Here is a 26,345-nt window from a genome sequence, read left to right as displayed (position 1 = left end):
CGTCGGCTCCATGTGCCAGCCGCATGCCTCATGCTCAAACGTCATAATCCCCGGTTCGCCTGCGTGGTAATCTCGCGCCACCACGAATAGACATTGATCGTCACTCGACGATGACCAGAGCCAGGAAAGAACATGTCCAAAAATCTCACTCAGCGTTGCGCCGCAACTTCCGTGAACTGCTTGCAACGCCTGCGTGCGTTGAAACCGCCTCCGTATTCGACCCGATGTCCGCGCGTATCGCCGCCGACCTGGGTTTCGAGGTGGGCATCCTGGGCGGCTCTGTTGCCTCGTTGCAGGTATTGGCGGCGCCCGATTTTGCGCTGATCACACTGAGTGAGTTCGTTGAGCAGGCCACCCGAATCGGTCGTGTGGCGCAACTGCCCTTTATCGCCGACGCCGACCACGGCTACGGCAACGCCCTCAACGTGATGCGCACCGTCGAAGAGCTGGAACGTGCCGGTGTGGCCGCGCTGACGATTGAAGACACCTTGCTGCCGGCGCAATTCGGGCGCAAATCCACCGACTTGATTTCGGTTGAGGAAGGCATCGGCAAAGTCCGGGCGGCCTTGGAAGCGCGCGTCGATTCAGAGCTGTCGATCATTGCCCGTACTCACGCAGGCGTGCTGCCGACCGAGGCGGTGATCGAGCGCACCTTGGCGTATCAGCAAGCTGGCGCCGATGGGATTTGCATGGTGGGTGTCAGCGATTTCGAGCATCTGGAGAAGATCGCAGAAAAGCTCACCGTGCCGCTGATGCTGGTGACCTATGGCAACCCCAAACTCCATGACGCCCAGCGCCTGGCAGACCTGGGCGTACGCGTGGTGGTCGCGGGCCATGGCGCTTACTTCGCGGCGATCAAGGCCACCTATGACAGCCTGCGTGCCCAGCGTCAGTTGACCCATAGCACTTCGAACCTGAGCGCTACCGAGCTGACCCACACCTACACCTTGCCGGAAAGCTATGTGGCCTGGGCCGAAGAGTTCATGGATGTAAAAGAGTAAACCCTGCGTGAAGCGAGGGCAGAATCACTCTGCCCCTCTTCCTCAAGCCGCTTGGCTTGCCGGCTTAGCCAACCCAACCGACCGCCGTCTTGGGAATAACCTCGGACTCATCGAGCTTCGACGCGAACATGCTCACCGCCTGCACCGCGTCGCTGGTGCTGGTGCGGATCTGCAGGATCACCGATCCCGCCTGATCCGCAAGGTTGACACCGCGCTGCGCGCCCTCCTGGGTGGCGCTCATGCTGGCGACCGCGTCGCGGGTTTCCGAGAGGATCATGCCGATCATCTCGGCAATTTCCGCGGTAGAACGGCTGGTGCGCCCGGCCAGTTGCCGCACTTCATCGGCGACCACCGCAAAACCACGCCCCTGGTCACCCGCCCGCGCCGCCTCGATGGCCGCGTTGAGCGCCAACAGGTTGGTCTGGTCGGCGATGCCACGAATGGTGTTGACGATGGCCGTGATCTGTTCGGAGCGATCACCCAACTGGCCAACCAGACGCGCCGAGGCGCCGATATTCTCGGCAATGCGGCGCATTTCCGTGGCGGTTTCATGGATCACCTGGGTACCGTGCTCGGCGAAACGCTCGGTTTCGGATGAAATATGGTAGGCCCGCGAGGCGCCGCGTGAGTCTTCCTCGAATTTTTCCACGCGTTCGGTGATGTCGCTGGCGAACTTGACCACTTTGAGCAGCTTGCCGTCGCCGTCATAGACCGGGTTGTAACTGGCTTCCAGCCACACCACGCGCGCATGTTTACCGATGCGCTTGAATTGCCCGGTGAAAAATTCGCCGTTGTTCAAGCGGCGCCAGAAGTCCGAATACTCACTGCTGTTGATCAGCGCCGGCTCGCAAAACATGCGGTGATGTTTGCCTTTGAGCTCGGCCAGCGAATAGCCCATCACGTTCAGGAAGTTGTCATTGGCATCCAACACTTGGCCGTTCAAGTCGAATTCAATTACCGCCATGGCGCGGTCAAGCGCGGTCAACTTGCTGCGGGTTGCGGCTTCCTGCTCGACTTTGGCGGTGACGTCGAGGGCGTACTTGACCACCTTCAACACCTGGCCTCGTTCATCCAGCACCGGGTTGTAGCTGGCTTCCAGCCACACCGTGCGGCCATGGGAATCGACGCGCTTGAACGTACCCGACACAAACTTGCCGGCCTTCAGCTCACTCCAGAACTGACCGTAGGCCGGGCTGCTGGTCAGCGCCGGCAAACAGAAGTCACGGTGGGACTTGCCGGCCAACTGGTCGCGGCTGTAGCCCAGTGTTTTCAGGAAGTTGTCGTTGGCGCTCAGCACCTTGCCATTGAGGTCAAATTCGACCACGGCCATGGAGCGTCCGAGTGCCGATATCAGTCCTTTGTATTCGGTGACTTCGGCCGTCCTGGCCGCCAGTTCTGTTTTGAGTGTTGTGTTGAACATGACGTACCCTCAGCCGCGCAAAGAACCTATTTCTTATAGGGCTATCGGCGTCGGAATACGGGACTTTACGGGATTTTACGGTTTATTTTCTGGCGTCAAATAACCGTGATTGAAGTGGGTGTTCAAGGCGATTTCTGCGGCTGCGCAAGCGACGCCAGCCGCTGCTGGGCATAAGCCGCGGTTTGCCCCTGCGGTTATTTTCGGGGACCATGGCGCCTTTCCGTTCCTGCCAATGAGAGGCGCCCATGGCCAACCACGACCTGTCCTACACCCCCGATCCTGATGCCGACTCCATTTCCAGCGACGTGATCGGCTTCAACGGCATCCTGGTCTCCACCCAGATCCCGACCCGCGCCGACGGCAGCCTGGAGCTGGGCGATATCACCCTGCAAAGCGAATGCACCCTGCAAGCGCTCAAAGTTGCCTTGGAAAAGGCCGGCAGCACCATGGACCGGGTCATGCACCTGACCATTTATCTGACCGACATGGCTGATCGCGCCGCCTTCAATGAAGTCTACAAACGCTTCTTCGCCAAGCCCTGGCCCGTGCGTGCGGCGGTTGGCGTGGCTGCGCTGGCGGTGGAAGGCATGCGGGTGGAAGTCACCGCGATGGCGGCCAAGGCCTGAGTTGATGCCGGTCAGGCATTTCACAGCTACAATGCGCGCCTCAACCGTGACAAGCCTGACTAAAAACTATGTCCTTGCCCAAGCATCACCTGGAACTGCTCAGCCCTGCCCGCGATGTCGCCATTGCCCGCGAGGCCATCCTGCATGGCGCCGATGCCATCTACATTGGCGGCCCGAGCTTCGGCGCGCGCCATAACGCCTGTAACGAGGTGAGCGACATCGCCCAACTGGTCGAATTCGCGCGTCGTTACCATGCGCGCGTATTCACCACCATCAACACCATCCTGCATGACAACGAACTGGAAGCCGCGCGCAAGCTGATCCATCAGCTCTACGACGCCGGTGTCGACGCGTTGATCGTGCAAGACCTCGGTGTCATGGAGCTGGATATTCCGCCCATCGAGCTACACGCCAGCACCCAGACCGACATTCGTACCCTGGGCCGGGCCAAGTTCCTCGATCAGGCCGGCTTCTCCCAGCTGGTGTTGGCCCGTGAGCTGAACCTGCAAGAGATCCGCGCCATCGCCGACGAGACCGATGCCGCCATCGAATTCTTTATCCACGGTGCCCTGTGCGTGGCGTTCTCCGGGCAGTGCAACATCTCCCACGCGCAAAACGGCCGCAGCGCCAACCGTGGCGACTGCTCCCAGGCCTGCCGCCTGCCATACACCTTGAAAGACGACCAGGGCCGCGTCGTGGCCTTTGAAAAACACTTGCTGTCGATGAAGGACAACAACCAGAGCGCCAACATCCGCGCCTTGGTCGAAGCCGGCGTGCGTTCGTTCAAGATCGAAGGCCGCTACAAGGACATGGGCTATGTGAAAAACATCACCGCCTATTACCGCCAGCGCCTCGACGACGTCCTCGAAGACCGCCCGGACCTGGCCCGTGCGTCCAGCGGCCGTACCGCGCATTTCTTCCTGCCCGATCCGGAAAAAACCTTCCACCGGGGCAGCACCGACTACTTCGTCACCGACCGCAAGATCGACATCGGCGCGTTCGACACCCCGACCTTTACCGGCCTGCCGGTGGGTACCGTGGAAAAAGCCGGCAAGCGCGACCTGCAAGTGGTCACCCATGAGCCGCTGTCCAACGGCGATGGCTTGAACGTGCTGGTCAAGCGTGAAGTCGTGGGTTTTCGCGCCAACATTGCAGAAGCCAAAGGTGAATTCGAAGAAGACGGCCAGAAGCGCTACCGCTACCGCGTCGAGCCGAACGAAATGCCCGCAGGCCTGCACCAACTGCGCCCGCATCACCCGCTCAACCGCAACCTGGATCACAACTGGCAACAGGCGCTGCTCAAGACCTCCGCCGAGCGCCGCATCGGCCTGGCGTGGGTAGCGCGCCTGCGTGAAGACCAGCTGGAAATCACGGCGACCAGCGAAGAAGGCATCAGTGCCAGCGTCGCCCTGCCCGGCCCGTTCGGCGTGGCCAACAAGCCTGAACAGGCGCTGGATACCCTGCGTGATCTGCTTGGCCAGCTCGGCACCACCGAGTACCACGCCACCCGCACCGAGCTGGATGCGCCACAGGCGTTCTTCATTCCCAACTCGCAGCTCAAGGCGCTGCGTCGCGAAGTGATCGAAGCGTTGACCGCCGCCCGCGTCAAAGCGCATCCGCGTGGCGGGCGCAAGGCCGAGACCACGCCGCCGCCGGTGTACCCGGAAGCGCATCTGTCGTTCCTGGCCAACGTCTACAACCAGAAGGCCCGCGACTTCTACTATCGTCACGGCGTCAAGCTGATCGACGCGGCGTTCGAAGCCCATGAAGAAACCGGCGAAGTGCCGGTGATGATCACCAAGCACTGCCTGCGTTTCTCGTTCAACCTGTGCCCTAAACAGGCCAAGGGTGTGACCGGGGTGAAGACCAAGGTGGCACCGATGCAGTTGATCCACGGCGACGAGGTACTGACGCTGAAGTTCGATTGCAAACCGTGCGAGATGCACGTGGTGGGCAAGATCAAGGGGCATATCCTTGGGTTGCCGCAGCCGGGCAGCGCCGTGGAGCACTTCAACCCGCAAAACATCATCTTCCAGGGTACGCACTGACGTTCGAGCGGGGCCACCACCAGCCCCGCTGCAACCCCGCCGCCGCCAGCAGAATCGCCGCCACCCCCAGCCATTGCAGCCAGCCCAGGCGATGGCCGAAGGCAACCCAGTCCACCAGGATCGCGGCAATCGGGTAGATGAACGACAGCGCGCCGGTGATGGCCGTCGGCAGTTTCTGGATCGCGCCGTACAGCAACACATACATCAAACCGGTATGCACCACCCCCAGCGTGACCAATGCCGCCCAGGCATTGCCCGCCGCCGGCAGGCTGTTCCACGGCACCAGCGGCGCCAGCAGCAACGCGCCGGTGACCACCTGGATCAGCGCCATCAAGTGCGGCGGTACTTCCTTCAAGCGCTTGATGATCAGCGCCGCCAGCGCATACAGAAACGCCGCCCCCAAGGCCAGCGCAATCCCCGTCAGGTAATCCCCGCCCCCGCTCTGCTGCTCGCCATGGGCGGTGACAATCGCCAGCATCCCGAGAAACGCCACACTCAGCCACGCCAGCTTCTGCACGGTGATTTTTTCACCCAGCAACAGCGCCGCCAGCATCACCAATATGAACGGCTGCACGTTATACACCGCCGTGCTGATGGCGATGGACGCGCGCGAGTACGATTCAAACAACAGCAACCAGTTGCCGACAATGGCCACGCCACTGAGCATCGCCAACCCAAGCTTGGCCCAACTGAGCAAGTCCAGGCGCAGGTAGCCCAGCAACGCGCACACGATCAGCAGCGTCAGCCCACCGATCACGCAGCGCCAGAAAACCACCTCGATCACCGACACGCCCGACACCAGCACACACCAGCCAATGGTGCCGGAAATCAGCATGGCGGCGACCATTTCCCACGAACCGCGACGGATGGATGAATCCATGATTGATGCTCCTCAAGTGAGGCTCAATTATGGCAATCTGTTCGGCAGCGGCTCCAGCGACTAAAAAAGGCAAAACGTTTAAATCACCTTTTCTTATTAGGCCAATCCCATGATCGACACCACCGACCAACAACTGATCGCCGCCTTGATGGACGACTCACGTTTGTCCCTCAAGGCGCTTGCGGGGATCACCGGGCTGTCTTCGCCCAGCGTGGGCGAGCGCCTGCGCCGCCTGGAAGAACGCGGCGTGTTGACCCACTACACCGTCGATATCGACCCCAGTCACTTCGGCTACCTGCTGCAAGCCATCGTGCGCATCCGCCCCCTGCCGGGAAAATTGCAGGAAGTGGAACGCCAGATCCAGGCGATTCCCGAGTTCACTGAATGCGACAAGGTGACGGGCGACGACTGCTTCATCGCGCGTTTGCATGTGCGCACCATGGACCACCTCGACAGCCTGCTCGACCGGCTCAATGCCTACGCCGAAACCAACACCGCCATCGTCAAGAAAACCCCGGTAAAACGGCGATTGCCGCCGCTGGCCAGCGACTGAACGGGAACAAACCGGCTTCTGTGGGAGGGGGCTTGCGTTTAGCTGAGCGGCATTGAGGCTACCACCGGTGGTTAGTCGTGAAGGCTCTTTGCGGCGCTCAGCAACCCCTGGAACTTGCGATAGCGCGCCGCCAACACCGGCTGCTGCGTCAGGTCTGGCTGATACCGCGCCTTGACCGGCATGCCCGCCGCCAGCAACTCCGCGCCTTGCCCAATCGCCATAAACCCCAGCTTCGCCGCGCCGATGCACGCGCTCAATTCGCTGCCGTGCAAGGTAAAAATGTCTCGCTGGAGGATATTGGCCAACAACTGCGCCCAGTACCCGCTGCGGGCACCGCCGCCTACCAGGGCGCAGGCTGTCACGTCGGCACCGGCCGATTGCACCGCGCGCAGTGCATCCAGCAGGCCGAAACCCACGCCTTCCATCACCGCATACCCGAGCATCGCCGGGGTGCAGTCATGCCCCAGGTTCATAAAGCCGCCCCGCAACAGGGGATCGTTATGCGGCGTGCGCTCCCCGGCCAGGTAGGGCAAGAACAGCGGTGTGCCCAGCGGCACGGGTTGGCCGATCGGCAACTGCGCCTGCACCTGCTCCAGCAGCGCCTGTTCATCGGCCGTGCCCGTGAGCCGTGTGACCCAACGCAGGCAACTGGCACCGGCGAGCATGGCCCCCATGGTGTACCAGCGGTCGGGCAACGCATGGCAGAAGCTGTGCACCGCACTCGCCGGGTTGCCGGCGGCGTGGTCGGTAATCGCCACAATCGCCGCGCTGGTGCCCAGGGTGATGAAACCATCACCGGCATTGATTGCACCGATGCCCACGGCGGCTACCGGGTTGTCACCGCCACCGCCGGCAATCACCACTTTGGCGGGTAAACCCAACCCGTTCAGGGTAACCTCGGCACTCGCCGCACCGCCCTCCACCAACCTGGGCAACTGCGCGGGTTCAAGGCCGGTAGCGCGCACCATGGGCGTGAACCAGTCGCGCCGCGCCACATCCAGCCACAGCGTGCCGGCGGCGTCCGACATCTCGCTGATGCGTTCGCCACACAGCCGCAAGCGCAGGTAATCCTTGGGCGAGAGCACGCAGTCGAGGGCGTTGAACACCTCCGGCTCATGGCGTTGCAGCCACAGCAGCTTGGGCGCGGTGAGCCCGGCCATGGGCAGGCTGCCGGTCACTTCGGCCAATTCAGGCCCCAACTGTTCGGCCTCGGCGACGGCGCGCGAGTCGTCCCACAGAATCGCCGGGTACAGCACGCGGTCGTCAGCGCCCAATAACACCGCACCGTGCATTTGCCCGGACAGGCCGATACACGCCACGCGGGCAAACGCTTCATGGCCGCGCAATTGCTCCAGCGCCTGCAGACAGGCCTGCCACCAGTCTTCCGGTGCCTGCTCGGACCAGCCGCTATGGCGCCGCGACACGCTCAAGCGCACGCCGGTGTGCGCCAGCACGGTTCCATCCAGGCCCATGAGGATGGCTTTGAGTTCGGAGGTACCCAGGTCAATGCCAAGGAAACAGGACAGTTCATAGACGTGTTATTCCAATTTCGAACAGCCACAGGAGTTACGTAATTGCAGGGTCGGTGCCAGGCGCACGCTTTGCGGCGGCGCGTCGGGCGATGCCATGCGGTGCAGCAACAGGTCGACGGCGCGCGCCCCCAGCGCCTTGACCGGCTGTGCGATCAGGCTGAGGCGCGGCACGAAGAAATCGGCCCATTCAAAATCATCAAACCCCACCAGGGCCATCTGCCCCGGCACCTCAATGTGCGCGTCTCGCAGGGCATGCATCGCGCCGAGTGTCATCAGGTTATTACCGGCCATGATCGCGGTGGGTGGCGATGCCAGCCCCAACAGCTGCACCGTGGCCTGGCGTGCCGGTTCGGTATTGGAGCCGCCGTTGACCAGCAACTGCGCGTCGAACGCCAGTCCCTGCGCCTGCAACGCCGCGCGATAACCGGCCACCCGCTCATCGGTGGTGCTGAACCCGCCGCGCCCGGCGATAAACCCGATACGTCGATGCCCGTGAGCAATCAGGTGCTCAATCAGGGCCTGGGTGGGCTGGATATTCTCCACCCCGACCTGATCGAACTGCTCGCTCATCATCCGATCCACCAACACCGCCGGAATCTCGTTGGCCCGCAGATATTCCAAGGCCAATGAGCCGTTCGACGGCGCCAGCACAATGCCGTCGACCCGCCGATGATGCAGCGCCGTGACCACCCTCAGCTCTTGCTCCGGGTCGTCATGGGTGTCGACAAACAGCATCATGTAACCGTGTTTGGCGCACTCGGTTTCAATCGCGTGCACGGTTTCGCTGAAGTAGTGGTTGGACAGCGCCGAGATCGCCACGCCGATGGTGTTGGTGCTGGAACGGGCCAGCGAGCGCGCCAGGGTATTGGGAATGTACCCCAACGCCTGGATCGCCTGCTGCACCGCCAGCACCGTAGCCGGGCTGACTTTGCGGGTGCCGTTCAGCACATGGGACACGGTCGACGTCGACACCCCCGCCCGGCTTGCCACGTCGTCCATGGTGACCATGGCGCTGCTCCTCTCTGTCAACGCAGCGGGATCAATGCTTGCTCGACCAGCCGCTGTACGTGCCGACGTTGTCGCGGGTGATCAGTTTTGGCGTCAGCAGGGTCACCGCTTCGGCTGGGGCTTTGTCGTTGAGCAGGTCGTTGCCCACGCTCACTGCGGTCTGGGCCATGGCCCACGGGTCCTGGCTGGCGGAGGCCTGGATCTGCGTATCGGTCTTCAGGGCGTTCTCGATATCCGGCGCACCGTCTACCGAGGTAATGATGATACCGCTGCGCTTGAGCTGCTTGGCCGCCAGGTCGCTGCCGATGGCCTGCGGGTCGTTGATCGCGAACAGACCGTCGATTTTCGGGAAGCGCGTGAGGTAACCCTGCATCACGTTCAAGCCGCCTTCACGCGAACCCTTGCCGTCCTGGTCGTCGGACAGCACCTTGATCTCCGGCGCCCCGGCCAGCGCGGCTTTACAGCCTTTGACACGGTCGGTCACGGCGGTCACCTGCGGGCCGTTCTGGATAATCACATTGCCTTTGCCCGAGAGTTTGTCCACCAGGAACTGGCAGGCCAGCTTGCCGGCTTCCACGTTGTCGGTCTGCACCGTGGCGTTCACGCCCTTGGCGTCCACATCCACGGCCACCACCACGATACCGGCGTCCCGCGCTTTCTTGATCGCCGAGGCCATGGCGGACGGGTCGACGGCATTGATCAGGATCAGGTCGACCTTGGACGAGATGAAGTTGTCGATCTGCGAAAACTGCTTGCTCAAGTCATAGTCGGCGGACACTGAAGTGACCTTGACGTTGGGATTCAGCTCTTTGGCGCGAGCGGTTGCACCGTCGGCCAGCGTCACGAAATACGGGTTGCCGAGCGAGCCCATGCTGATGCCAAGGGCCTTGAGTTCACGCGCTTCGACGGCTTGGGACATCAGGGCAGCCAAAGCAACAACGGGAAATATGCGTTTGAAGTTCATGCGGGTCTCTCTTGTGATTGTTGTAGGAGTGAACTCAGGTGCGCGCACCGGACTGGCGATAACGATCCAGCGCCACCGCGCCAATGATCACGATGCCCTTGATGATGTACTGCCAGATATCCGACACCCCCAGCAGCACCAGGCCATTGGTGAGCACCGCGATAATCAGCGCGCCGATCAGCGTGCCGCCGATGGTGCCGACGCCGCCGGTAAAGCTGGTGCCGCCGAGGATCACCGCGGCAATCGCATCCAGCTCATAGGATTGTCCCAATTGCAGGCCATTGGCGGCGAACAGGCGCGAGGCGCTCATCACCGCGCCGAGCCCGGCCAATGCACCGGACATGGCGTAGACGAACAACAGCACCTTCCACACCTTGATGCCCGACAGCCGCGCCGCTTCCGGGTTGCCGCCCACCGAATAGATCTGCACGCCCATCACCGTGCGCCGCAGGATGAACCACGACAGCGCCACCACCGCCACCGCGATCACCACCAGCCACGGCACCCCCAGAATCGAGTCGTTGCCGATAAAGGCGAACGGCAGGTCAGGGTTGAACACGGTCTTGTCGTCGGCCAACAGGCGCGCCAAGCCACGCATGGCGGTAAGGGCGCCGAGGGTGACGATAAACGGCGGCAGCCGCATAAAGGCGATCAACCCGCCGTTGACCAAGCCCAGCAACAGGCCAAAGCCAATCCCGGCGGCGATCCCGAACATGCCGAACTGCGGCGACATCGACGCCTGCAACGCGACCACCGCGGACGCCGCCAGGATGGCCCCCACCGACAGGTCGATGCCCGCCGTGAGGATCACAAAGGTCATGCCCGCCGCCAGCACCACGTTGACCGAAGCCTGCTGGGTAATGATCGACAGGTTCTGCATGGTCAGGAAGTTTTCGCTGGCCAGGGCAAAGCCCACCAGCAACAACACCAGCACCGGCAACATGCCCACTGTGCGCATCAGTTCACGTGCGCGCTCTGCCCTGCCTATTGTTTGTTTTGTTGCAATCATCGAATCAGCCATTGGCAACCACCTGATCGCCACCGGTGGCGAGGTCAATAATACGTTCCTGGGAAATAGCGTGGCCCGAGGCCCCGCCCACTTCGGCCACCAATTGGCCTTCGCGCATGATCAGCACCCGGTCGCAGGTGCCGATGATCTCCGGCAGCTCGCTGGAGATCACCACAATGCCGACACCGGCCTGGGCCAGTTGATTGATGATGCGGTAGATCTCGGACTTGGAGCCGATGTCCACGCCCCGCGTGGGTTCGTCGAGGATCAGCACATGCGGCTTGACCTCCAGCAGCCGCGCCAGCAACACCTTCTGCTGGTTGCCGCCGGACAACGCGCCCACATTGACCTTGCCCGACGCCACGCGGATCGACAGCGATTTGATCGCCTCATTCGCGCGTTGCGCCGCGTGGCCAAGGTCGAGCACGCCGCCGGCACGCGCATCCGGCACACAGGCGCAGACGTTGATGTTGTCGGCCACGCTCATGTCCAAAAACAGGCCCTGGGCCTTGCGGTCTTCGGTGAGGTACACCACGCCGGCGCGGATCGCATCGGCCGGGGTGCGCAGTTGGGTGACGGTCTTGCCCACCACTTCCAGGGTGCCGCTGGTACGCGGGTCGGCGGCGAAGATCAGCCGCGCCAACTCCGTGCGCCCTGCCCCCACCAGGCCGGCGATGCCCAGCACTTCACCGCCGTGCAAATCAAAGCTGCAGTTGCGCACGCGCTTGCCGTCGGCCATGTCCCGCACACGCATCACTACGTTGCCGGGGTTGTAGGCGGCGTGTTCCTTTTTATAGAAACCGGACAGGTCGCGGCCCACCATCATTTTCACCAGCACCTCGGCCGACAACGCGTCGCGGGTCAACTCGCCGATGTACTGGCCGTCACGCAGCACCGAAACCCGGTCGGACAACTCATAGATCTCGGCCATGCGGTGGCTGATATAGATAATCGCCAGGCCCTGGCCGCGCAGTTGTTTGATCAGCGCAAACAGCCGGTCGGTCTCGCGGGACGACAGCGGTGTGGTGGGTTCGTCCATCACCAGGATCCTGGCGTGGGCATGCAGGGCGCGGGCGATTTCCACCAACTGACGCTCGGCAATCGACAGGCTGCTGACTTTGGTCGCCGCGGTGAATTCCGCGCCCAAGCGTTGCAGCACCTCCTTGCAACCGTCCTGCATGCCCTTGCGGTCGATGGTCCAGCCGCGCCGCAGTTCACGGCCCAGGTAGATGTTCTCGGCCACACTCAGGTTCGGGCACAGGCTCAATTCCTGATAGATCACGGCGATGCCGAGGGCTTTGGCGGTGGCGGGGTTATAGGTGGCGATGGCTTGGCCACCGATGCGGATTTCGCCGCCGGGATCGGCCTGGTAGGCCCCGGAGAGGATTTTCATCAGCGTCGATTTGCCGGCGCCGTTCTCCCCCATCAAGGCGTGGATTTCGCCGGGGTAGACCTTCAGGCCGACGCTTTTAAGCACGCGCAACCCATTGAAGGTTTTGCTGATGCCCTGCATCTCGAGCAAGGGTTCAAGGCTCATGGGTGAGCTCCTGGATTTATTATTTTTGTAGGTCGGCTCCCTTTGAATCAGAGCCGATTGCCACCGACTCTAATCAGATACATTTGCTTACGCAAGCGCTTGCGTCGCCCGTTTGTCGCTAGAAGAAACGTTTCACCCAGCGCTATAAGCGTAACTTTCGCATTTCTAACGTTTTGGCAGCATTCGCGTCAGGGTGTTATCCCGCACCCAGTAATGGTGGAACAACCCAGCGGCCGCGTGCAGGCCAATCAGCCAGTAGCCGGTACTGCCCAGCCACTCATGCCAGTGCTTGAGTTGCTTGGCGTGGTCCGGGTCTACAGCCACCAGCGACGGCAGCGCCCATTCGAAATACGGCACCGGCTTGCCCGCGGCGTTGAGCATCAGCCATGCCAGCAACGGCGTGCCGATCATCAGTGCGTACAGCGCCAGGTGCATCAGGTGCGCCACGACGGTCTGCCAGGCCGGTGGGCGCGGCAAAATGGCCGGGCGCGGCGCGAGGCGGCCCAGCAGACGCAGCCATACCAGCGCGAAGATGCCGAGACCAAACAGCGCATGGCCGCCCAGCAACAGCCCCTTGAGCGCGTGCCCTCGAGGCAACAGGCCCTTGAGTTCGATACAGGCGTAGACGCCGACAAACAGCGCCAGCATCAGCCAGTGCAGGGTCATCGACAGACGTGTGTAGCGCTGGGTCAGCAGATGTTCGCTCATGAAAGGGCAACCTTGTGCGGAAGTAGAGGCCGTGTCCGGCCTGGGAAAGTCGGCGCCAACCTGCCTGCACAGTCTTAAGGCAGTCTGAAGATCGACAATACCGCTGACTTTTCCCACCTTCAGACTTCGTTAAGAAACGCCGCTGATACTCCTCCCAACTTCACTTGGGAGGCACACCACCCATGCCCCGGATCGATTGGAACATCCCCTTGCCGCTGCTGTTCGGCCAGCCCGACAGCACCACCCTGCAACTTGCCCGCGCCCTGCCCCATGACCGTGAACGTGCGGCCTTCGAGGCGTTTATCCAGCAACGTTTTCGCCTGGCCCACGGCGCCGATATCCGGCACTTCATGCCGCAATTGTTCGGCGTCAGCCAGGTCGGCGGCGAGCTGTGCGCCGTCGCCGGGGTCCACCTGGCGGGGGCCGAACCGCTGTTTTTGGAGCGCTACCTGGATCATTCGATCGAGCCACTGATCAGCGCTGCCGCCGAACGCGCGGTGGAGCGCAGCGCCATTGCCGAAGTGGGCAATCTGGCGGCCAGCGATACCGGCAGCGCGCGCCTGAGCATCATCGCCATTACCTGGCTGCTGGCCATGGCGGGCCTGGAGTGGGTGGCGTTCACCGGCAACGTCGGTCTGGTCAATAGCTTCCACCGTCTGGGTTTGAAGCCCGTCACCCTGTGCGCCGCCGACCCGCAGCGCCTGGGCGACGAGCGCCATCACTGGGGCAGTTATTACGAGAGCCAGCCCTGGGTGCACGTCGGCAATATCCGCGCCGGCTTCGTTCATTTGCGCAATGTGGGCCTGTTTTCACGCCTGGGGTTGCCCACGCTTCTAGAGGACACTAGCCATGTCGCCTGAAACCCGTCGTTTCCATGCTGTACTGCGTGGCTATGCCGAACGCAACGACGGCACTGTCGCCCTGTGGGGCGACACGCTGAAAATCAATTACACCGCGCTGTTTGCCGAAGTTACCTACCGCCAGGAACGCCTTCGCGATGAGGGGGTCAAGGTGGTGGCCCTGGCCCTGGACAACGGCGTCGACGCCATCTTGTGGGACTTGGCGATTTTGTTTGAAGGCCTGACCTGCCTGACCTTGCCACCGTTTTTCAGCCCAGCCCAGCGTGCCCATTGCCTGGAACAAAGCCACGCCGAGCGGGTGATCGCCGAGCCTCATTTGGACGCTGAGTTGCACGCTGGCGGGTATCGCAAAACCGGCGAGTTCTGGTGCCGCGCGTTTGAAGGTCGGCCGTCAATGCCGTCTGGCACCGCCAAGCTGACCTTTACCTCCGGCACCACCGGCACGCCCAAAGGGGTGTGCCTGAGCGCCGACAGCGTGCTGCGGGTCGCGCGTGAGTTGCACCAGGCCAGTCATGCCAGTGATCCACGCCATCACCTGGCGCTGCTGCCCATCGCCATCCTCCTGGAAAACCTGGGGTGCTACGCCGCGCTGTATGCCGGTGCCACCTTGAGTGTGCCGAGTCAAAAAAGCCTGGGCATCCAGGGCGCCAGTGCGGTGGACGCTGCACAGTTGCTCGGTTGCCTGGCGCTGCGCCAGCCCCACAGCCTGATTCTGGTCCCGCAATTGCTGCTGATGCTGGTGATTGCCGCCGAACAGAAGGCGTTCAGCCCCCACGGCCTGCGCTTTGCTGCGGTTGGCGGCGCGCGGGTGTCCAAGGCGTTGCTGCACCGCGCCGGACAACTCGGCTTGCCGGTCTACGAAGGCTACGGGCTGTCGGAATGCGCTTCGGTGGTGAGCCTCAATCGTCCCGAGGCGCAGCGCCCGGGCAGCGTCGGCAAACCCTTGCCCCACGTTGAGATCCGCCTGGCCGAGGACGGTGAAGTGCTGATCAAGGGCTCAACCCTGCTCGGCTACCTGGGTCAGGCCGAAGCGCCCGGAGAGTGGTGGCCCAGCGGCGACCTCGGCGCCTTTGATGCCGATGGGTTTCTTTACCTCAAGGGCCGCAAAAAGCATCAATTCGTCACCAGTTACGGGCGCAACGTCAACCCGGACTGGATCGAAGCCGAACTGACCCAGAGCGGCGTGATTGCGCAGGCCTTTGTCTACGGCGAGGCCCAGCCGCACAACCACGCCCTGCTTTGGCCACTGCGCGCCGATTGCACCGAGGCACAGCTGCAGGCGGCCGTGGACGCGGCCAACAGCGGCCTGCCCGACTACGCGCACGTGCACCGGTGGACGCGTCTGGATCAACCGTTCAGCGCCGCCAACGGCTTGCTCACCGCCAATGGCCGCCCACGGCGCGACGCCATCGTCGCCCGCTACCAAACCCTGCTTGCCCCTGCCTTGAACGAGGAAATGTCATCGTGAACTTTTTCGATACGCTCCAAGATGCCACCCAGCACGAACGCCAGGCCCTGTTCAGCCTGCCCATCATCCGCGATGCGCTGGAGGGCAAGGTCAGCCTGGAAAGCTACCGCGCCTTCCTGGCCCAGGCCTATTACCACGTTCGCCATACCGTGCCCCTGATGATGGCCTGCGGCGCTCGCCTGCCGTCGCGCCTGGAGTGGCTGCGCAAGGCGGTCTGCGAATACATTGAGGAGGAGTACGGCCACGAGCAGTGGGTGCTCAATGACATTGCCGCCTGCGGTGGCGACGCCCACGCGGTGCGTGAGGGCCGCCCCGGTTTGCCCATCGAGCTGATGGTCAGCTACCTGTATGACCTGATCTCCCGTGACAATCCGGTCGGTCTGTTCGGCATGGTCAATGTGCTGGAAGGCACCAGCATCGCCCTCGCCACCCATGCGGCCGGGAGCATTCGCGAGCGCCTGCATCTGCCGGAAACGGCGTTCAGCTACCTTAGCTCCCACGGTTCGCTGGACATTGGCCATATGCAGACCTATCGCGGCTTGATGAACCGACTGGATGACCCGGCCGACCAGGCCGCCGTGATCCACGCGTCAAGGGTGGTCTATGCGCTCTACACCGACATGTTCCGCACCCTGCCGCGCATCACGGAGACGCAACATGCGCCTGTCTGACGCGCGCGTGGTGCTGACCGGCGCCAGTGGCGGGATCGGCCTGGCGATTGCCGCCGTGCTGTGTGCCAGTGGCGCCCAGGTGCTGGCGGTGGCACGTCATCGCGCCCCTTTGGAGGTGTTGCTCGCGCAGTATCCGCAGCAGCTGTGCTGGGTGAGTGCCGACCTGACCTTCCTCGCCGACCGGCGCAAGGTGCTGGCGGCGGCCGATGCCATCGGTGGTGTCAACCTGCTGATCAACACCGCCGGGATCAACCACTTCGCGATGCTTGAGCAACTGGACGACAGCGAAATCAGCGGCATGCTGGCGTTGAACATCACCGCGCCGATCTGCCTGACCAAGCTGTTGCTGCCGCAACTCAAGCTCGCGCCGAGCGCCATGGTGGTCAATGTGGGCTCCACCTACGGCTCCATCGGTTACCCCGGCTACGCCACCTACTGTGCCACCAAGTTTGCACTGCGCGGGTTTTCCGAAGCCCTGCGCCGCGAGCTGGCCGACACCCGCGTGGGCGTGTTGTACGTAGCGCCACGGGCGACGCGTACGCGCATGAACAGCCCGGCGGCGCAGGCATTGAACGACGCGCTCAAGTCCAACGTCGACGACCCGCACACCGTCGCCTCGGCGGTGATCCAGGCCATCCTCAAGGATCGTCGCGACCTCTACCTGGGCTGGCCGGAGCGCTTCTTTGTGCGCCTCAACAGCCTGCTGCCAAACCTGGTGGACCGTAGTTTGAGCAAACAACTGCCACTGATTCGGCGCTTGAGTCACACACCTATCGATAAGGACCCCATCCTATGAAACGACTTTTTGCCGCCCTGCTGTTCACCCTGTTGAGCCCTCTGACCTGGGCAATGGACGCCGCCGACCAGCAACGCCTCACCGAAATCCAGACCCGTTGGGCACACATCCAATACAACCTGCCTGAGGAACAACGTTCCAAAGCCTTCGAACAGCTCGCCAGCCAGACCACGGCGCTTACCACGCAGCGCCCCCAGGCCGCCGAAGCGTGGATCTGGTCCGGTATCGTCACCAGCAGTTGGGCCGGCGCCCAGGGCGGGCTTGGGGCATTGAGCAAGGTCAAGGCGGCCAAGGTCGACCTCGAAACAGCGCTGGCCCTGGATCCCAAGGCCCTGCAGGGTTCGGCGTATACCAGCCTGGCGGCGCTGTACGACCGCGTGCCCGGCTGGCCCATCGGCTTTGGCGATGCGGACAAGGCCGATGCGTTGCTCAAACAGGCCTTGCAACTCAACCCGACGGGCATTGATAGTCTGTACTTCTGGGGCGATCACCTGTACCGGCAAAAGCGCTACGCCGAAGCGCGTGACGCCCTGCAAAAGGCCCTGCTCGCCGCACCACGGCCGGGGCGCGAAACTGCCGATGCCGGGCGCCGCAAAGAGATCACCGACCTGTTGGCCCAGGTCAATCAAAAACTCAACTGACAGGAGTCCATGTGCGCCTATTACTGATTGAGGATGATGTGGCGCTGGGGGAAGGCATCCAGCAGGCGCTGGTGCGTGAGGGCTACACCGTCGACTGGCTGCAGGACGGCGGCAGTGCCTTGCACGCCTTGCTCAGCGAAACCTTCGATGTGGTGGTGCTCGACCTGGGCCTGCCACGCATGGACGGACTGGAGGTATTGCGCCGCCTGCGCGACAGCGGCGCCGTTGTGCCGGTGTTGATCCTCACTGCACGGGACGCCACCGAAGACCGCATCGCCGGGCTGGATGCCGGCGCCGACGATTACCTGATCAAACCCTTCGACCTGTCGGAACTCAAAGCCCGCCTGCGCGCGCTGCTGCGGCGCAGTGCCGGGCGCGCGCGGGTGCTGATCGAACACGCCGGCATCTGCCTGGACCCCAGCACGCAACAGGTCACCTACCACAACCAACCGGTGGTGCTGACCCCTAAGGAATACCAGTTGCTGCACGAACTGCTCTCCCCGCCCGGCCGCGTGATGACCCGCGATCAGTTGATGCAGTTGCTTTACGGCTGGAACGAAGAGGCGGAAAGCAACACCCTGGAGGTGCATATTCACCACCTGCGCAAGAAATTTTCCAGCGAGTTGATCCGCACCGTGCGCGGGGTGGGCTACCTGGTGGAGGAGCGTGGATGACCTCGATCCGGCGGCGCACCCTGACCCTGATCATCGGCCTGATGCTGACCGGCCTGCTGGTGATCAGTTGGCTCAACCTGCACGACAGCAACCACGAAATCGCCGAAGTCTACGACGCGCAATTGGCGCAGAACGCGCGGCTGTTGCAGGGCGTGATGAGCATGCCGCTGGGCGGCAAAGACCAGGCCGAGCTGTATCGCGCGTTTAACAAGGCCTTGGGCAACGCCGTGCCTAAGCTGGACGGGCATCCTTACGAAAGCAAAATCGCCTTCCAAGTATGGAACCCCCAGGGCGAGCGCCTGGTGTTTACCAGCAGCGCGCCAGCGCTTGCGGCGCCTCCCGAGACTGCCGGGTTCGGCAACGTCGAGGATGTCAGCGGTCGCCAATGGCGCGGTTTCGTGCTCAAGGACAAGGACAATGGCCTGCGTATCTGGGTGGGTGAACGTGACGACGTGCGCTCGGACCTGGTGGGCCGCATCGTGCGCCATACCCTGTGGCCCAACGTGTTGGGCAGCCTGATCCTGGCCGCATTGGTGTGGCTGGCCATCGGCTGGGGCCTCAAGCCTCTGGCCGATATGGCCGCCACCCTGCGCGCCCGCCATTCCGGCTCCCTGGAGCCGATGCAACTCACACCCCTGCCCACGGAGCTGGAGCCGATGCAGGCGGCGTTGAACCGCATGCTGGCGCAAATCCAGGACATGGTCGGCCGTGAACGGCGCTTTATCGCCGACGCCGCCCATGAAATGCGCACGCCCCTGGCGGTGCTGCGGGTGCATGCGCAAAACCTGCTGGAAGCCGGTACCGAGACCGAACGGCGTGAATCCCTGGCCTTTTTGATCAGCGGCGTCGACCGCACCAGTCGCCTGGTCAATCAGTTGCTGACCATGGCGCGCCTGGAGCCCAGCGACGAGCATCTGCCTGTGCAGGCCATCGACCTGGCGGCGGCAGTGCGCGAAACGCTGATTCAACTGACACCCTGGCTGCTGAGCAAAGGCCTTGAACTGGTGTTCGACGTGGACGCCGCCGCCTATGCCGCGAGTACCGATGCGGTGGCGATCAATATCGCCCTGACTAACCTTGTGACCAACGCGGCCAACTTTTCACCGGAGCACGGCGTAATCACGGTGGGCTTGCGCAAACACGCCAACCGCTTCGCGCTGACCGTGGACGACCAGGGGCCCGGCATTGACGAGAACGAGCGCGACCGGCTGTTCGAACGGTTCTACAGCCGCGGCAATGCCCAGGGCGCCGGCCTGGGCCTGACCATCGTGCAAACCATCGCCCAACGTCTGGGGGGCCGGATACACCTGGAAAATCAGGCATCCGGAGGCTGCAGAGCCATCCTGGAGATCCCCGGTGATGCGCCGTAGGCGCAGCCGTCACGCGGCCACGGTTCCCAGCCACATCGCCCCGGTCAGCAGCAACTGCCCAGGAATCACGTAGGCCGCAAAACGCCGGCCGCCGGTGACCCAGGCCACCAAACATTTGCTCAACGCGTTGCAACTGATGGCCAGCAACACGGGGGTGGACGCGGCAACCAGCGTCAACTGGCCGCTGCTGGCCAGCGCTGCAATCGAGGCGGTCGAGGCATGGGCATCGGCGAAGCCAGCCAGGGTGGCGCTGACAATGACCCCCATTTGGCCGAAGTGATAGAGCATCACTGACGACACAACGCCAATGCCCGTCAGTGTCAACACCATGATCAAGGCCAACTTGAGGTCGAACGCGCCGCCAACCTGAACCGGCTGGCCGGTGGGCGCGGTGCGCGCTCGCAGCATCACACCCAGCGCATACAGTGCGGTGGCAGCCAGGCCCGCCAGCAGCGGCCAGGCCAATTGGCGCAGTAATGCAGGCTCCACGGCGCCCAGAATCAAAGCGGCCTGGGTCATCGTTGCCAGGTTCGACAGAATGGCGGCTGCCGCCAGGGTTCGCAGGTGGTCCGGCTCTTTGAGCGCCCTATGCCCCATGGCGGCGATGGTCACGGTACTGGACGCAAACCCCGAAGCGATGGCCCCGATGGCATACCCGTAACGGGGGCCCAGAATGCGTTCCGCCACGTGCCCCACCGCGCCTACTGCCATCAACATCACCGTCAACGTGCAGATGGTGCGCGGGTTCACCGCCTCGTAAGGGCCGATAAATCGATCCGGTGCCAATGGCAGCACCACCAACGCCACAACCAGCAGCAACAGGCCGTCGCGCATTTCTGCATCGGTCAATTGGCTGCGGGCGAAATCGTGCAGTTTCTGGCGGTAGACCAGCAAACCGGCCATCACCACGCCAATCGCCGTCGCCAGCGCAGGCGACGCGGCACACAGAGCGCCCAGCACCAGGACAGTCAACAAGGCGACTTCACTGGTGATGCCTGGGTCTTTGTCCTGACGCTTCCAGTAAGCCGTACTCACCAGCACGGCCAGGCACAGCGCGATCAGCCCAAGCAACAGCGCACCGCCGACTTGTTGGGTGACATAGCCCAGCAAACCGGTGATGGAATAGGTACGCAAACCGGCAAACGCGCGGTGTTCGCCCTCGCCTTTATGGCGCTCACGCTCCAGCCCCACCAGCATGCCGATGCCCAGCGCCGCGGCGGCGCCGGCAATGCCCAGGGTTTGCGTCATGCTGTGCCCCTATTACGCGCAAGTGTGCGGTGGGTTACCAGACTGCACCGCAACGGCACGATACGTGTTGATCATGGTCAACGACGCGCCGCACCGCTCGACCGACCGTCGCCCGGCCGCTCCCCCTGCGCGCCCCTTGATGCAGGTCAATTCAGGCAAGGCGCCTGGGGCGATGATCAACCAGAGGCGTCACGGCCCAAACCCCTTCGTTGCCACGGGAGATCAGCATGTCTGCTCAAGCACGTTTCCTTTTATTGGTTTCACCGTTGATGGAACACAGCCCCGCCCTGGAAAGAGCCGCCGCCCTGGCGAAAGCCGAAGGCGCCGCGCTGCATATCCTGGCCTTCGACTACCTCGATGGCCTGGCAACCGCGGGCCTGGTGAACGAGCAGGCATTGGAGCAGATGCGCCTGGGGTACGTGGAGCGCCACCACCAATGGCTGGAGGACCAGGCCAGGCCGTTGCGCAAGCTCGGGCTGACGGTCACCACCGAAGTCGCGTGGGTCGAACACCCGCTCAAGGAGTTGCTGCTGCGCCTCAAGGAAGAACCCATGGACCTGGTGATCAAGGCCCTGGAGCAGGAATCGTGGTTGTCGCGCCTGGTATTTACGCCGCTGGACGTGCACCTGTTGCGCGAATGCCCGGTGCCGCTGCATTTTGTGCGTCAGGTCAAACATGCGTTGCCGCGCAAAATCGTCGCGGCGGTCGACCCGTTTCATCGCGACGGCCGCTACGAGGGGTTGAACGACCGTATCCTGCATGAAGCGACAAAACTGGCCATCGCGTGCGATGCCGAGGTAGAAGTGGTGTATGCCCACGACTTGTCCGACCTGAGCGCCCAGGAGTATGGCTTTGGCAGTGGTGCGGGGTTTTTCTCTTCACAGGCCGCCAAGCTGCTGTTCGACGAGCAAGGCAAGACTTTCGACGACCTCGCGGCGCGCAACGGCATCCCGCCCGAACAGCGTCACATGATCCTCGGCAGCCCGGCCCGTGTGCTGTCCAGCTATGCCGATGCTTACAATGTCGACGTTATCGTCATGGGCCGCGTCGGCCATCACGGCCTCGATCGCCTGCTGGGCAGCACCGCCGAATCGCTGCTGTACAAGATGCCGTGCAGCGTCTGGATGGTCTCCCCGAAGTTATCGATTGAGTACCTGACGCACCTGTCAAGGGCGGCGCTCTGCCGCCCTATTGAATTTCTGCCCATCCAATTGAGTGCAGCGACACCGCGCCGTGCGTGGTATCTGCTATTGTCAGGGCACTTCATGTCCTCCCCGTCGCCTTCGAGCGACTTTGTGTGAGCATGCTCTGCGCCCTCGCCTGACGACGACGGCGGGCCTGAACCCCATGGAACGCACAAGCGATGGACACTCCCCCGCCCTTACCGCCGCAGTCACGCGCGGAAAAAATCGTCGAGTTCAAACGCCAGAAAACCCTGCTCAAGACCGGTGCGCTGCAAGACGCCATCTTTAACAGTGCGTACTTTTCCAGCATCGCCACCGACGAAAAAGGCGTGATTCAGATCTTCAATGTCGGCGCCGAACGCATGCTTGGTTACGCCGCCGCCGACGTGGTCAACCGCATCACCCCTGCCGATATCTCCGACCCCGCCGAGCTGATCACCCGCGCCGCCGCCCTCAGCCTGGAACTCGACACGCCCATCACCCCCGGTTTCGAAGCGCTGGTATTCAAAGCCTCGCGCGGGATCGAAGACATCTACGAGCTGACCTACATCCGTAAGGACGGCAGTCGCCTGTCGGCCATGGTCTCGGTGACTGCGCTGCGCAACCGCAGCGACACGATCATTGGCTACCTGCTGATCGGCACCGACAACACCGCGCGCAAACAGGAAGAGGCCCAGCGCAAACGTTTTGAGCGCGCGCTGGAAGAAAAAAACCTGGAGCTGGAACACGCCAGCCGCATGAAGTCCGAATTCCTCGCCACCATGTCCCATGAACTGCGCACGCCGTTAAACGCGGTGATCGGTTTTTCCGAGGCGTTAAAGGACGGGCTGGTGGGCGATATGAGCGATACCCAGCGTGAATATATCGGCGACATCTTCACCAGCGGCCAGCACCTGCTGTCGCTGATCAACGACATTCTCGACCTGTCCAAAGTCGAGGCCGGGATGATGGACCTGGAGCTTGAACCGGTGGAACTGACCGGTTTGCTTGCCAACAGCCTGCTGATCGTGCGGGAAAAGGCCGCCCAGCAGCGTATCCAGTTGAAGCTCGACAGCCAGGGCGACCTGGGCACTCTGATGCTTGATCAGCGCAAGACCAAACAGATCGTCTACAACCTACTGGCCAACGCGGTGAAGTTCAGCGCGCACGCAGGCTTTGTGAACCTGGTGGTGCGCGAGGTCAGTCGTGATCAAGTCGGGCAGGTGCCGGGCGATTGGCCCGTGCACGGCTTTGCCCTGCAGCCCAGCGTGCACCAACGCTTTCTCGAATTGAGCGTAAGCGACACCGGCATCGGTATTGCCGCCGCTGACATGGGCAAGCTGTTCAAGGCGTTCAGCCAGATCGACAGCAGCCTGGCACGCCAATTCGAAGGCGCCGGCCTGGGCCTGGCGATGGTCAAGCAACTTACCGACCTGCACGGCGGCAGTGTCGCCGTGGCCAGCCGTGAGGGCCTGGGTGCCCGTTTTGTGGTGTGGCTGCCGCTGCACCGCGCCAAAGCTACGGAGGCAGCATGGCCACAATCCTGATCGTCGAGGACAACGAAGCCAATATGCGCCTGGCGCGCCTGCTGCTGATCAACGCCGGGCATAGCGTGCTGTGGGCCGCCGATGCCGAAACCGGGCTGGCCATGGCCCGTGAGCAGAAACCGGCCTTGATCCTCATGGACATCCAACTGCCGGGCATGGACGGCCTGGCCGCGACCCGCTTGCTCAAGCAAGACCTGAGCACCGCACACATCCCGGTGATCGCCCTTACTGCCATGGCGATGAAGGAAGACCGCGAAAAGACCCGGCTCGCCGGTTGTGATGCGTATGTGATCAAACCCCTGCGCTACAAGGAGCTGTACCAGGTGATCGATACCCTGCTGAACCCAACCCTCACACCTCCTGTATGAGTCCTCTTCATGGCCAGCTCACCCGCAACACTGTTGATCGTTGATGACGAGCCCCAGGTTCGCAAACTGTTGGAAACCCTGCTGCAACACGAGGGCTACCAGACACGCAGTGCAAGTTGCGGGGAAGAAGCCTTGGCATCGGTGGCACAGCAGCCCCCCGATCTGATCCTGCTGGACGTCATGATGCCGGGCATGGACGGCTTTGAGGTGGCCAGCCGGCTCAAGGCCAACCCGGCCACGGCGAACATCCCGATCATCATGCTCTCGGCCCTGAACGAACCCGGCGCACGGGTCAGCGGCCTGCACACCGGGGCCGAGGAATTCATCAGCAAGCCGGTGGAACACATCGAACTGTGGCTGCGCGTACGGAACCTGCTGCGGCTCAAAGCCCATGGCGACCAGTTGAAACAGCACAGCGCGATGCTGGAACAGCAACTGCAACGCCACAGCGAGGACAGCACCCGCATGAACGTGCATGACCTGGCCCGCCAGGACTTGGAAGCGGCCTTGCGCGATGCCGTTGAACGGGATGAATTCACCCTGCACTACCAGCCCAAGGTTGATGTGGCCAGCGGACGCATCTGCGCCCTGGAAGCCTTGTTGCGCTGGGACCGCCCGGGTTATGGCGCGGTATCGCCCGCAGTGTTTGTGCCGGTGCTGGAAAGCCTGGGCCTGATCGTGCCCGTGGGACGCTGGGTGATCGAGACGGTCTGCCGACAGATCGCCACCTGGCAACGTGAGGATATTGGCGCGGTTGAAGTCGCGGTGAACGTCTCCGGCCATCAATTGATCGAGGGTGACCTGATTGCCGATATCGGGCTTATTCTCGAGCAGACCGGCGTTCAGGCCCATTGGCTGGAGGTGGAACTGACCGAAGGTTCGCTGATGGACAATACCCAGCACACCATCGCCAGCCTGCAACGCCTGCGTGCCAAGGGTGTGAAGATCGCCATCGACGACTTTGGCACCGGCTATTCAAGCCTGGCGTACCTGCGCCGCTTTCCCATCGACACACTGAAGATCGATATCGCGTTTATCCGCGAAGTCACCACCAACCCGCAGGACGCGGCCATTACCCGCACGATTATCGAACTGGCCCACAACCTGAAACTGCGCGTGGTTGCCGAAGGCGTGGAAACCCAAGACCAGATGGCGTTCCTGAAGGAAGCCGGGTGTGACCAGATTCAAGGGTATCTATTCAGCCGGCCGCTGCCGGTGGAGAGCCTGGAGCGGCTGTTGCGCCAGCAGTGAGGCACTCACGTTGCTGCGCAGCCCAACGGGAGCAAGCTTGCTCCCGTTGGGCTGGCCGGGTTATTGAGCGTTGGCTTTGGCCGCATCGTTGATGATCGCCACCACCCGCGCCGGGTTGGAGACCATCACCACGTGGGACGCCCCTTTGATGTCTACGGTTTGCTTGGAACCCGCACGGTCGGCCATGAATTTGAGCGCGGCTTCGGGAATGTTCTTGTCCGCCGAACCGTAGATGAAATAGGACGGCACGGTTTTCCAGGCCGGGGCTCCCGACGGTTCCTTCAACGCGGCTTCTGTGATCGGGCGCTGCCCGGCGGCCATCAGTTGCGCGTCTTTCGCGGCCACATCGGCGGCGAACTGGCTGTTGAACTTGTCCTGCCGGATGTACAGGTCAGTCACACCGTCCTTGGACACTACCGGTTTATCCAGGGTCGGGCCCAGGGTGCCGCCGGGGTAACGACCGGACAGTTCAAACGCCGTTTCACCTTGTTCCGGGGCAAACGCGGCGACATACACCAGCGCCTTGACCTTGTCGTTGCCATGCACCGCGTTGGAGATCACCGCACCGCCGTAAGAGTGCCCCACCAAAATCACCGGGCCCGGGGTGTGTTCGACGATATCAGCGACGTAGTCCGAGTCGGTCTTGACGCTGCGCAGCGGGTTGGCCACGGCGATCACCGGGTAGCCCTGGGCCTTGAGGCCGGCGATCACACCGTTCCAGCTGGAGGCGTCGGCGAAGGCGCCATGTACCAGCACCACCGTGGCTTTTTGTGGCGCGGCGAAGGTCGCGGTGGCTGTACCGAGGGCGAGCGCGCCCGTCATCAAGAGGGCAGCGAGGCGGAGATCTTCAGGGCTTTCATGGTGGTTGCTCCGTTTAGAGTGGCCGTTCAAGGCGTTGAACGTGGAGCCATAATGCCGGAGCGCATTTTACAAATGGAGTCTAATAGTCGAGGATATGCGACATATCGTCTAACAAATCGTTTATCTACCCTCTGGTGAACC

The 26,345-nt window shown here is 62.8% G+C and carries 23 protein-coding genes and 3 pseudogenes; 15 read left to right on the top strand and 11 right to left on the bottom strand.

The features are described from left to right. The first annotated feature begins 110 nt into the window (after nucleotides 1-110). Complete coding sequence (locus AB4O25_RS04930; RefSeq protein WP_460150590.1) at nucleotides 111-1,001, top strand: isocitrate lyase/PEP mutase family protein; 891 nt, start codon at nucleotides 111-113, stop codon at nucleotides 999-1,001. Between the two features lie 64 nt (nucleotides 1,002-1,065). Here the strand turns inward: AB4O25_RS04930 and AB4O25_RS04925 are convergent. Beyond that, nucleotides 1,066-1,542, bottom strand: a pseudogene (locus tag AB4O25_RS04925) (methyl-accepting chemotaxis protein); the annotation flags it as partial. A gap of 159 nt (nucleotides 1,543-1,701) precedes the next feature. Continuing rightward, nucleotides 1,702-2,331 (bottom strand): annotated as a pseudogene (locus AB4O25_RS04920) (PAS domain-containing protein); the annotation flags it as partial. Nucleotides 2,332-2,666: 335 nt separating this feature from the next. Between AB4O25_RS04920 and AB4O25_RS04915 the strand changes: the two are divergent. Together AB4O25_RS04915 and AB4O25_RS04910 are read left to right on the top strand one after the other, a co-directional pair. Further along, nucleotides 2,667-3,047, top strand: coding sequence for a RidA family protein (locus AB4O25_RS04915; RefSeq protein WP_017530670.1), 381 nt, complete (start codon nucleotides 2,667-2,669; stop codon nucleotides 3,045-3,047). Between the two features lie 68 nt (nucleotides 3,048-3,115). Then, a complete protein-coding gene (locus tag AB4O25_RS04910) occupies nucleotides 3,116-5,095 on the top strand; it encodes a peptidase U32 family protein (protein ID WP_460150589.1) in 1,980 nt (659 codons plus the stop codon). Here the strand turns inward: AB4O25_RS04910 and AB4O25_RS04905 are convergent. Beyond that, a complete protein-coding gene (locus tag AB4O25_RS04905) occupies nucleotides 5,073-5,975 on the bottom strand; it encodes a DMT family transporter (protein WP_065879086.1) in 903 nt (300 codons plus the stop codon). The two genes, AB4O25_RS04910 and AB4O25_RS04905, sit on opposite strands and share 23 nt — an antisense overlap. A gap of 109 nt (nucleotides 5,976-6,084) precedes the next feature. Between AB4O25_RS04905 and AB4O25_RS04900 the strand changes: the two genes are divergently transcribed. After that, nucleotides 6,085-6,528, top strand: a complete 444-nt coding sequence (locus AB4O25_RS04900) for an Lrp/AsnC family transcriptional regulator (protein ID WP_460150588.1) — start codon at nucleotides 6,085-6,087, stop codon at nucleotides 6,526-6,528. 71 nt (nucleotides 6,529-6,599) lie between these two features. Here the strand turns inward: AB4O25_RS04900 and xylB are convergent, their stop codons facing one another. From xylB to AB4O25_RS04870, 6 genes are all read right to left on the bottom strand, one after another. Further along, nucleotides 6,600-8,000 carry a xylulokinase gene (xylB, locus tag AB4O25_RS04895; protein ID WP_460150587.1) on the bottom strand — a complete coding sequence of 467 codons (1,401 nt, stop codon included), beginning with the start codon at nucleotides 7,998-8,000 and terminating at the stop codon, nucleotides 6,600-6,602. 66 nt (nucleotides 8,001-8,066) lie between these two features. Then, nucleotides 8,067-9,068 (bottom strand): LacI family DNA-binding transcriptional regulator, encoded by a 1,002-nt coding sequence (locus tag AB4O25_RS04890; RefSeq protein WP_065879089.1) that lies wholly within the window; start codon nucleotides 9,066-9,068, stop codon nucleotides 8,067-8,069. 31 nt (nucleotides 9,069-9,099) lie between these two features. Continuing rightward, nucleotides 9,100-10,032 (bottom strand): ABC transporter substrate-binding protein, encoded by a 933-nt coding sequence (locus AB4O25_RS04885; protein ID WP_065879090.1) that lies wholly within the window; start codon nucleotides 10,030-10,032, stop codon nucleotides 9,100-9,102. Between the two features lie 34 nt (nucleotides 10,033-10,066). Next, nucleotides 10,067-11,053 carry an ABC transporter permease subunit gene (locus tag AB4O25_RS04880; RefSeq protein WP_026067484.1) on the bottom strand — a complete coding sequence of 329 codons (987 nt, stop codon included), beginning with the start codon at nucleotides 11,051-11,053 and terminating at the stop codon, nucleotides 10,067-10,069. Continuing rightward, nucleotides 11,046-12,578, bottom strand: a complete 1,533-nt coding sequence (locus AB4O25_RS04875; protein ID WP_017530662.1) for a sugar ABC transporter ATP-binding protein — start codon at nucleotides 12,576-12,578, stop codon at nucleotides 11,046-11,048. Before AB4O25_RS04875 ends, AB4O25_RS04880 begins: the two co-directional genes overlap by 8 nt. A 165-nt stretch (nucleotides 12,579-12,743) precedes the next feature. Continuing rightward, nucleotides 12,744-13,286, bottom strand: a complete 543-nt coding sequence (locus AB4O25_RS04870) for a cytochrome b (protein ID WP_065879092.1) — start codon at nucleotides 13,284-13,286, stop codon at nucleotides 12,744-12,746. Between the two features lie 182 nt (nucleotides 13,287-13,468). On the opposite strand from AB4O25_RS04870, the gene AB4O25_RS04865 reads away from it, so the two are divergent. Genes AB4O25_RS04865 through AB4O25_RS04835 form a run of 7 tightly spaced genes read left to right on the top strand, consistent with a single transcriptional unit; the run spans nucleotide 13,469 to nucleotide 19,766 of the window. Further along, nucleotides 13,469-14,146 (top strand): thermostable hemolysin, encoded by a 678-nt coding sequence (locus AB4O25_RS04865; protein ID WP_460150586.1) that lies wholly within the window; start codon nucleotides 13,469-13,471, stop codon nucleotides 14,144-14,146. Further along, the gene (locus AB4O25_RS04860; protein WP_460150585.1) at nucleotides 14,136-15,614 is read left to right on the top strand and encodes an AMP-binding protein; all 1,479 of its coding nucleotides are present in this window, start codon (nucleotides 14,136-14,138) and stop codon (nucleotides 15,612-15,614) included. Before AB4O25_RS04865 ends, AB4O25_RS04860 begins: the two co-directional genes overlap by 11 nt. Beyond that, on the top strand, nucleotides 15,611-16,285 hold the full coding sequence (locus AB4O25_RS04855) for a TenA family transcriptional regulator (protein WP_017530658.1): 675 nt from the start codon (nucleotides 15,611-15,613) through the stop codon (nucleotides 16,283-16,285). Before AB4O25_RS04860 ends, AB4O25_RS04855 begins: the two co-directional genes overlap by 4 nt. Beyond that, a complete protein-coding gene (locus tag AB4O25_RS04850; protein WP_460150584.1) occupies nucleotides 16,272-17,081 on the top strand; it encodes an SDR family oxidoreductase in 810 nt (269 codons plus the stop codon). The genes AB4O25_RS04855 and AB4O25_RS04850 overlap by 14 nt, the downstream gene beginning before the upstream one ends. Beyond that, nucleotides 17,078-17,722: a tetratricopeptide repeat protein gene (locus tag AB4O25_RS04845; protein ID WP_460150583.1), complete on the top strand. Its 645-nt coding sequence runs from the start codon at nucleotides 17,078-17,080 to the stop codon at nucleotides 17,720-17,722. The genes AB4O25_RS04850 and AB4O25_RS04845 overlap by 4 nt, the downstream gene beginning before the upstream one ends. Before the next feature lie 11 nt (nucleotides 17,723-17,733). After that, entirely contained in the window at nucleotides 17,734-18,396 is a 663-nt protein-coding gene (locus AB4O25_RS04840) for a response regulator (RefSeq protein ID WP_017530655.1), read from the top strand. Then, nucleotides 18,393-19,766, top strand: coding sequence for a sensor histidine kinase (locus tag AB4O25_RS04835; protein ID WP_017530654.1), 1,374 nt, complete (start codon nucleotides 18,393-18,395; stop codon nucleotides 19,764-19,766). The genes AB4O25_RS04840 and AB4O25_RS04835 overlap by 4 nt, the downstream gene beginning before the upstream one ends. Before the next feature lie 9 nt (nucleotides 19,767-19,775). Here AB4O25_RS04835 and AB4O25_RS04830 read toward each other — a convergent pair whose 3' ends face one another. Beyond that, nucleotides 19,776-21,014 (bottom strand): MgtC/SapB family protein, encoded by a 1,239-nt coding sequence (locus tag AB4O25_RS04830; protein WP_017530653.1) that lies wholly within the window; start codon nucleotides 21,012-21,014, stop codon nucleotides 19,776-19,778. A gap of 227 nt (nucleotides 21,015-21,241) precedes the next feature. Between AB4O25_RS04830 and AB4O25_RS04825 the strand changes: the two are divergent. The 4 genes and pseudogenes from AB4O25_RS04825 to AB4O25_RS04810 all read left to right on the top strand — a co-directional run. Next, a pseudogene (locus tag AB4O25_RS04825) lies at nucleotides 21,242-22,156 on the top strand (universal stress protein); the annotation flags it as partial. 221 nt (nucleotides 22,157-22,377) lie between these two features. After that, entirely contained in the window at nucleotides 22,378-23,724 is a 1,347-nt protein-coding gene (locus AB4O25_RS04820) for a sensor histidine kinase (RefSeq protein WP_460150582.1), read from the top strand. Beyond that, entirely contained in the window at nucleotides 23,709-24,092 is a 384-nt protein-coding gene (locus AB4O25_RS04815; protein ID WP_017530650.1) for a response regulator, read from the top strand. The genes AB4O25_RS04820 and AB4O25_RS04815 overlap by 16 nt, the downstream gene beginning before the upstream one ends. A 9-nt stretch (nucleotides 24,093-24,101) precedes the next feature. Then, complete coding sequence (locus AB4O25_RS04810; RefSeq protein ID WP_065879096.1) at nucleotides 24,102-25,343, top strand: EAL domain-containing response regulator; 1,242 nt, start codon at nucleotides 24,102-24,104, stop codon at nucleotides 25,341-25,343. Between the two features lie 60 nt (nucleotides 25,344-25,403). Here the strand turns inward: AB4O25_RS04810 and AB4O25_RS04805 are convergent, their stop codons facing one another. After that, nucleotides 25,404-26,165 (bottom strand): alpha/beta fold hydrolase, encoded by a 762-nt coding sequence (locus tag AB4O25_RS04805; protein WP_460150581.1) that lies wholly within the window; start codon nucleotides 26,163-26,165, stop codon nucleotides 25,404-25,406. Between the last annotated feature and the right edge of the window lie 180 nt (nucleotides 26,166-26,345).

It is taken from the genome of Pseudomonas sp. S3_A03, from assembly GCF_054668275.1.
This window is presented reverse-complemented; position numbering and strand designations above follow the sequence as displayed.

Excerpts from the sequence above, each read along its gene's own strand:
- AB4O25_RS04905 (WP_065879086.1), bottom strand. The coding sequence starts at position 5,975 with ATGGATTCATCCATCCGTCGCGGTTCGTGGGAAATGGTCGCCGCCATG.
- AB4O25_RS04865 (WP_460150586.1), top strand. The coding sequence starts at position 13,469 with ATGCCCCGGATCGATTGGAACATCCCCTTGCCGCTGCTGTTCGGCCAG.
- AB4O25_RS04890 (WP_065879089.1), bottom strand. The coding sequence starts at position 9,068 with ATGGTCACCATGGACGACGTGGCAAGCCGGGCGGGGGTGTCGACGTCG.
- AB4O25_RS04900 (WP_460150588.1), top strand. The coding sequence starts at position 6,085 with ATGATCGACACCACCGACCAACAACTGATCGCCGCCTTGATGGACGAC.
- AB4O25_RS04915 (WP_017530670.1), top strand. The coding sequence starts at position 2,667 with ATGGCCAACCACGACCTGTCCTACACCCCCGATCCTGATGCCGACTCC.
- AB4O25_RS04930 (WP_460150590.1), top strand. The coding sequence starts at position 111 with ATGACCAGAGCCAGGAAAGAACATGTCCAAAAATCTCACTCAGCGTTG.
- xylB (WP_460150587.1), bottom strand. The coding sequence starts at position 8,000 with ATGGGCCTGGATGGAACCGTGCTGGCGCACACCGGCGTGCGCTTGAGC.
- AB4O25_RS04805 (WP_460150581.1), bottom strand. The coding sequence starts at position 26,165 with ATGACGGGCGCGCTCGCCCTCGGTACAGCCACCGCGACCTTCGCCGCG.
- AB4O25_RS04830 (WP_017530653.1), bottom strand. The coding sequence starts at position 21,014 with ATGACGCAAACCCTGGGCATTGCCGGCGCCGCCGCGGCGCTGGGCATC.
- AB4O25_RS04845 (WP_460150583.1), top strand. The coding sequence starts at position 17,078 with ATGAAACGACTTTTTGCCGCCCTGCTGTTCACCCTGTTGAGCCCTCTG.
- AB4O25_RS04870 (WP_065879092.1), bottom strand. The coding sequence starts at position 13,286 with ATGAGCGAACATCTGCTGACCCAGCGCTACACACGTCTGTCGATGACC.
- AB4O25_RS04860 (WP_460150585.1), top strand. The coding sequence starts at position 14,136 with ATGTCGCCTGAAACCCGTCGTTTCCATGCTGTACTGCGTGGCTATGCC.
- AB4O25_RS04875 (WP_017530662.1), bottom strand. The coding sequence starts at position 12,578 with ATGAGCCTTGAACCCTTGCTCGAGATGCAGGGCATCAGCAAAACCTTC.
- AB4O25_RS04815 (WP_017530650.1), top strand. The coding sequence starts at position 23,709 with ATGGCCACAATCCTGATCGTCGAGGACAACGAAGCCAATATGCGCCTG.
- AB4O25_RS04880 (WP_026067484.1), bottom strand. The coding sequence starts at position 11,053 with ATGGCTGATTCGATGATTGCAACAAAACAAACAATAGGCAGGGCAGAG.
- AB4O25_RS04820 (WP_460150582.1), top strand. The coding sequence starts at position 22,378 with ATGGACACTCCCCCGCCCTTACCGCCGCAGTCACGCGCGGAAAAAATC.
- AB4O25_RS04910 (WP_460150589.1), top strand. The coding sequence starts at position 3,116 with ATGTCCTTGCCCAAGCATCACCTGGAACTGCTCAGCCCTGCCCGCGAT.
- AB4O25_RS04835 (WP_017530654.1), top strand. The coding sequence starts at position 18,393 with ATGACCTCGATCCGGCGGCGCACCCTGACCCTGATCATCGGCCTGATG.
- AB4O25_RS04850 (WP_460150584.1), top strand. The coding sequence starts at position 16,272 with ATGCGCCTGTCTGACGCGCGCGTGGTGCTGACCGGCGCCAGTGGCGGG.
- AB4O25_RS04885 (WP_065879090.1), bottom strand. The coding sequence starts at position 10,032 with ATGAACTTCAAACGCATATTTCCCGTTGTTGCTTTGGCTGCCCTGATG.
- AB4O25_RS04810 (WP_065879096.1), top strand. The coding sequence starts at position 24,102 with ATGGCCAGCTCACCCGCAACACTGTTGATCGTTGATGACGAGCCCCAG.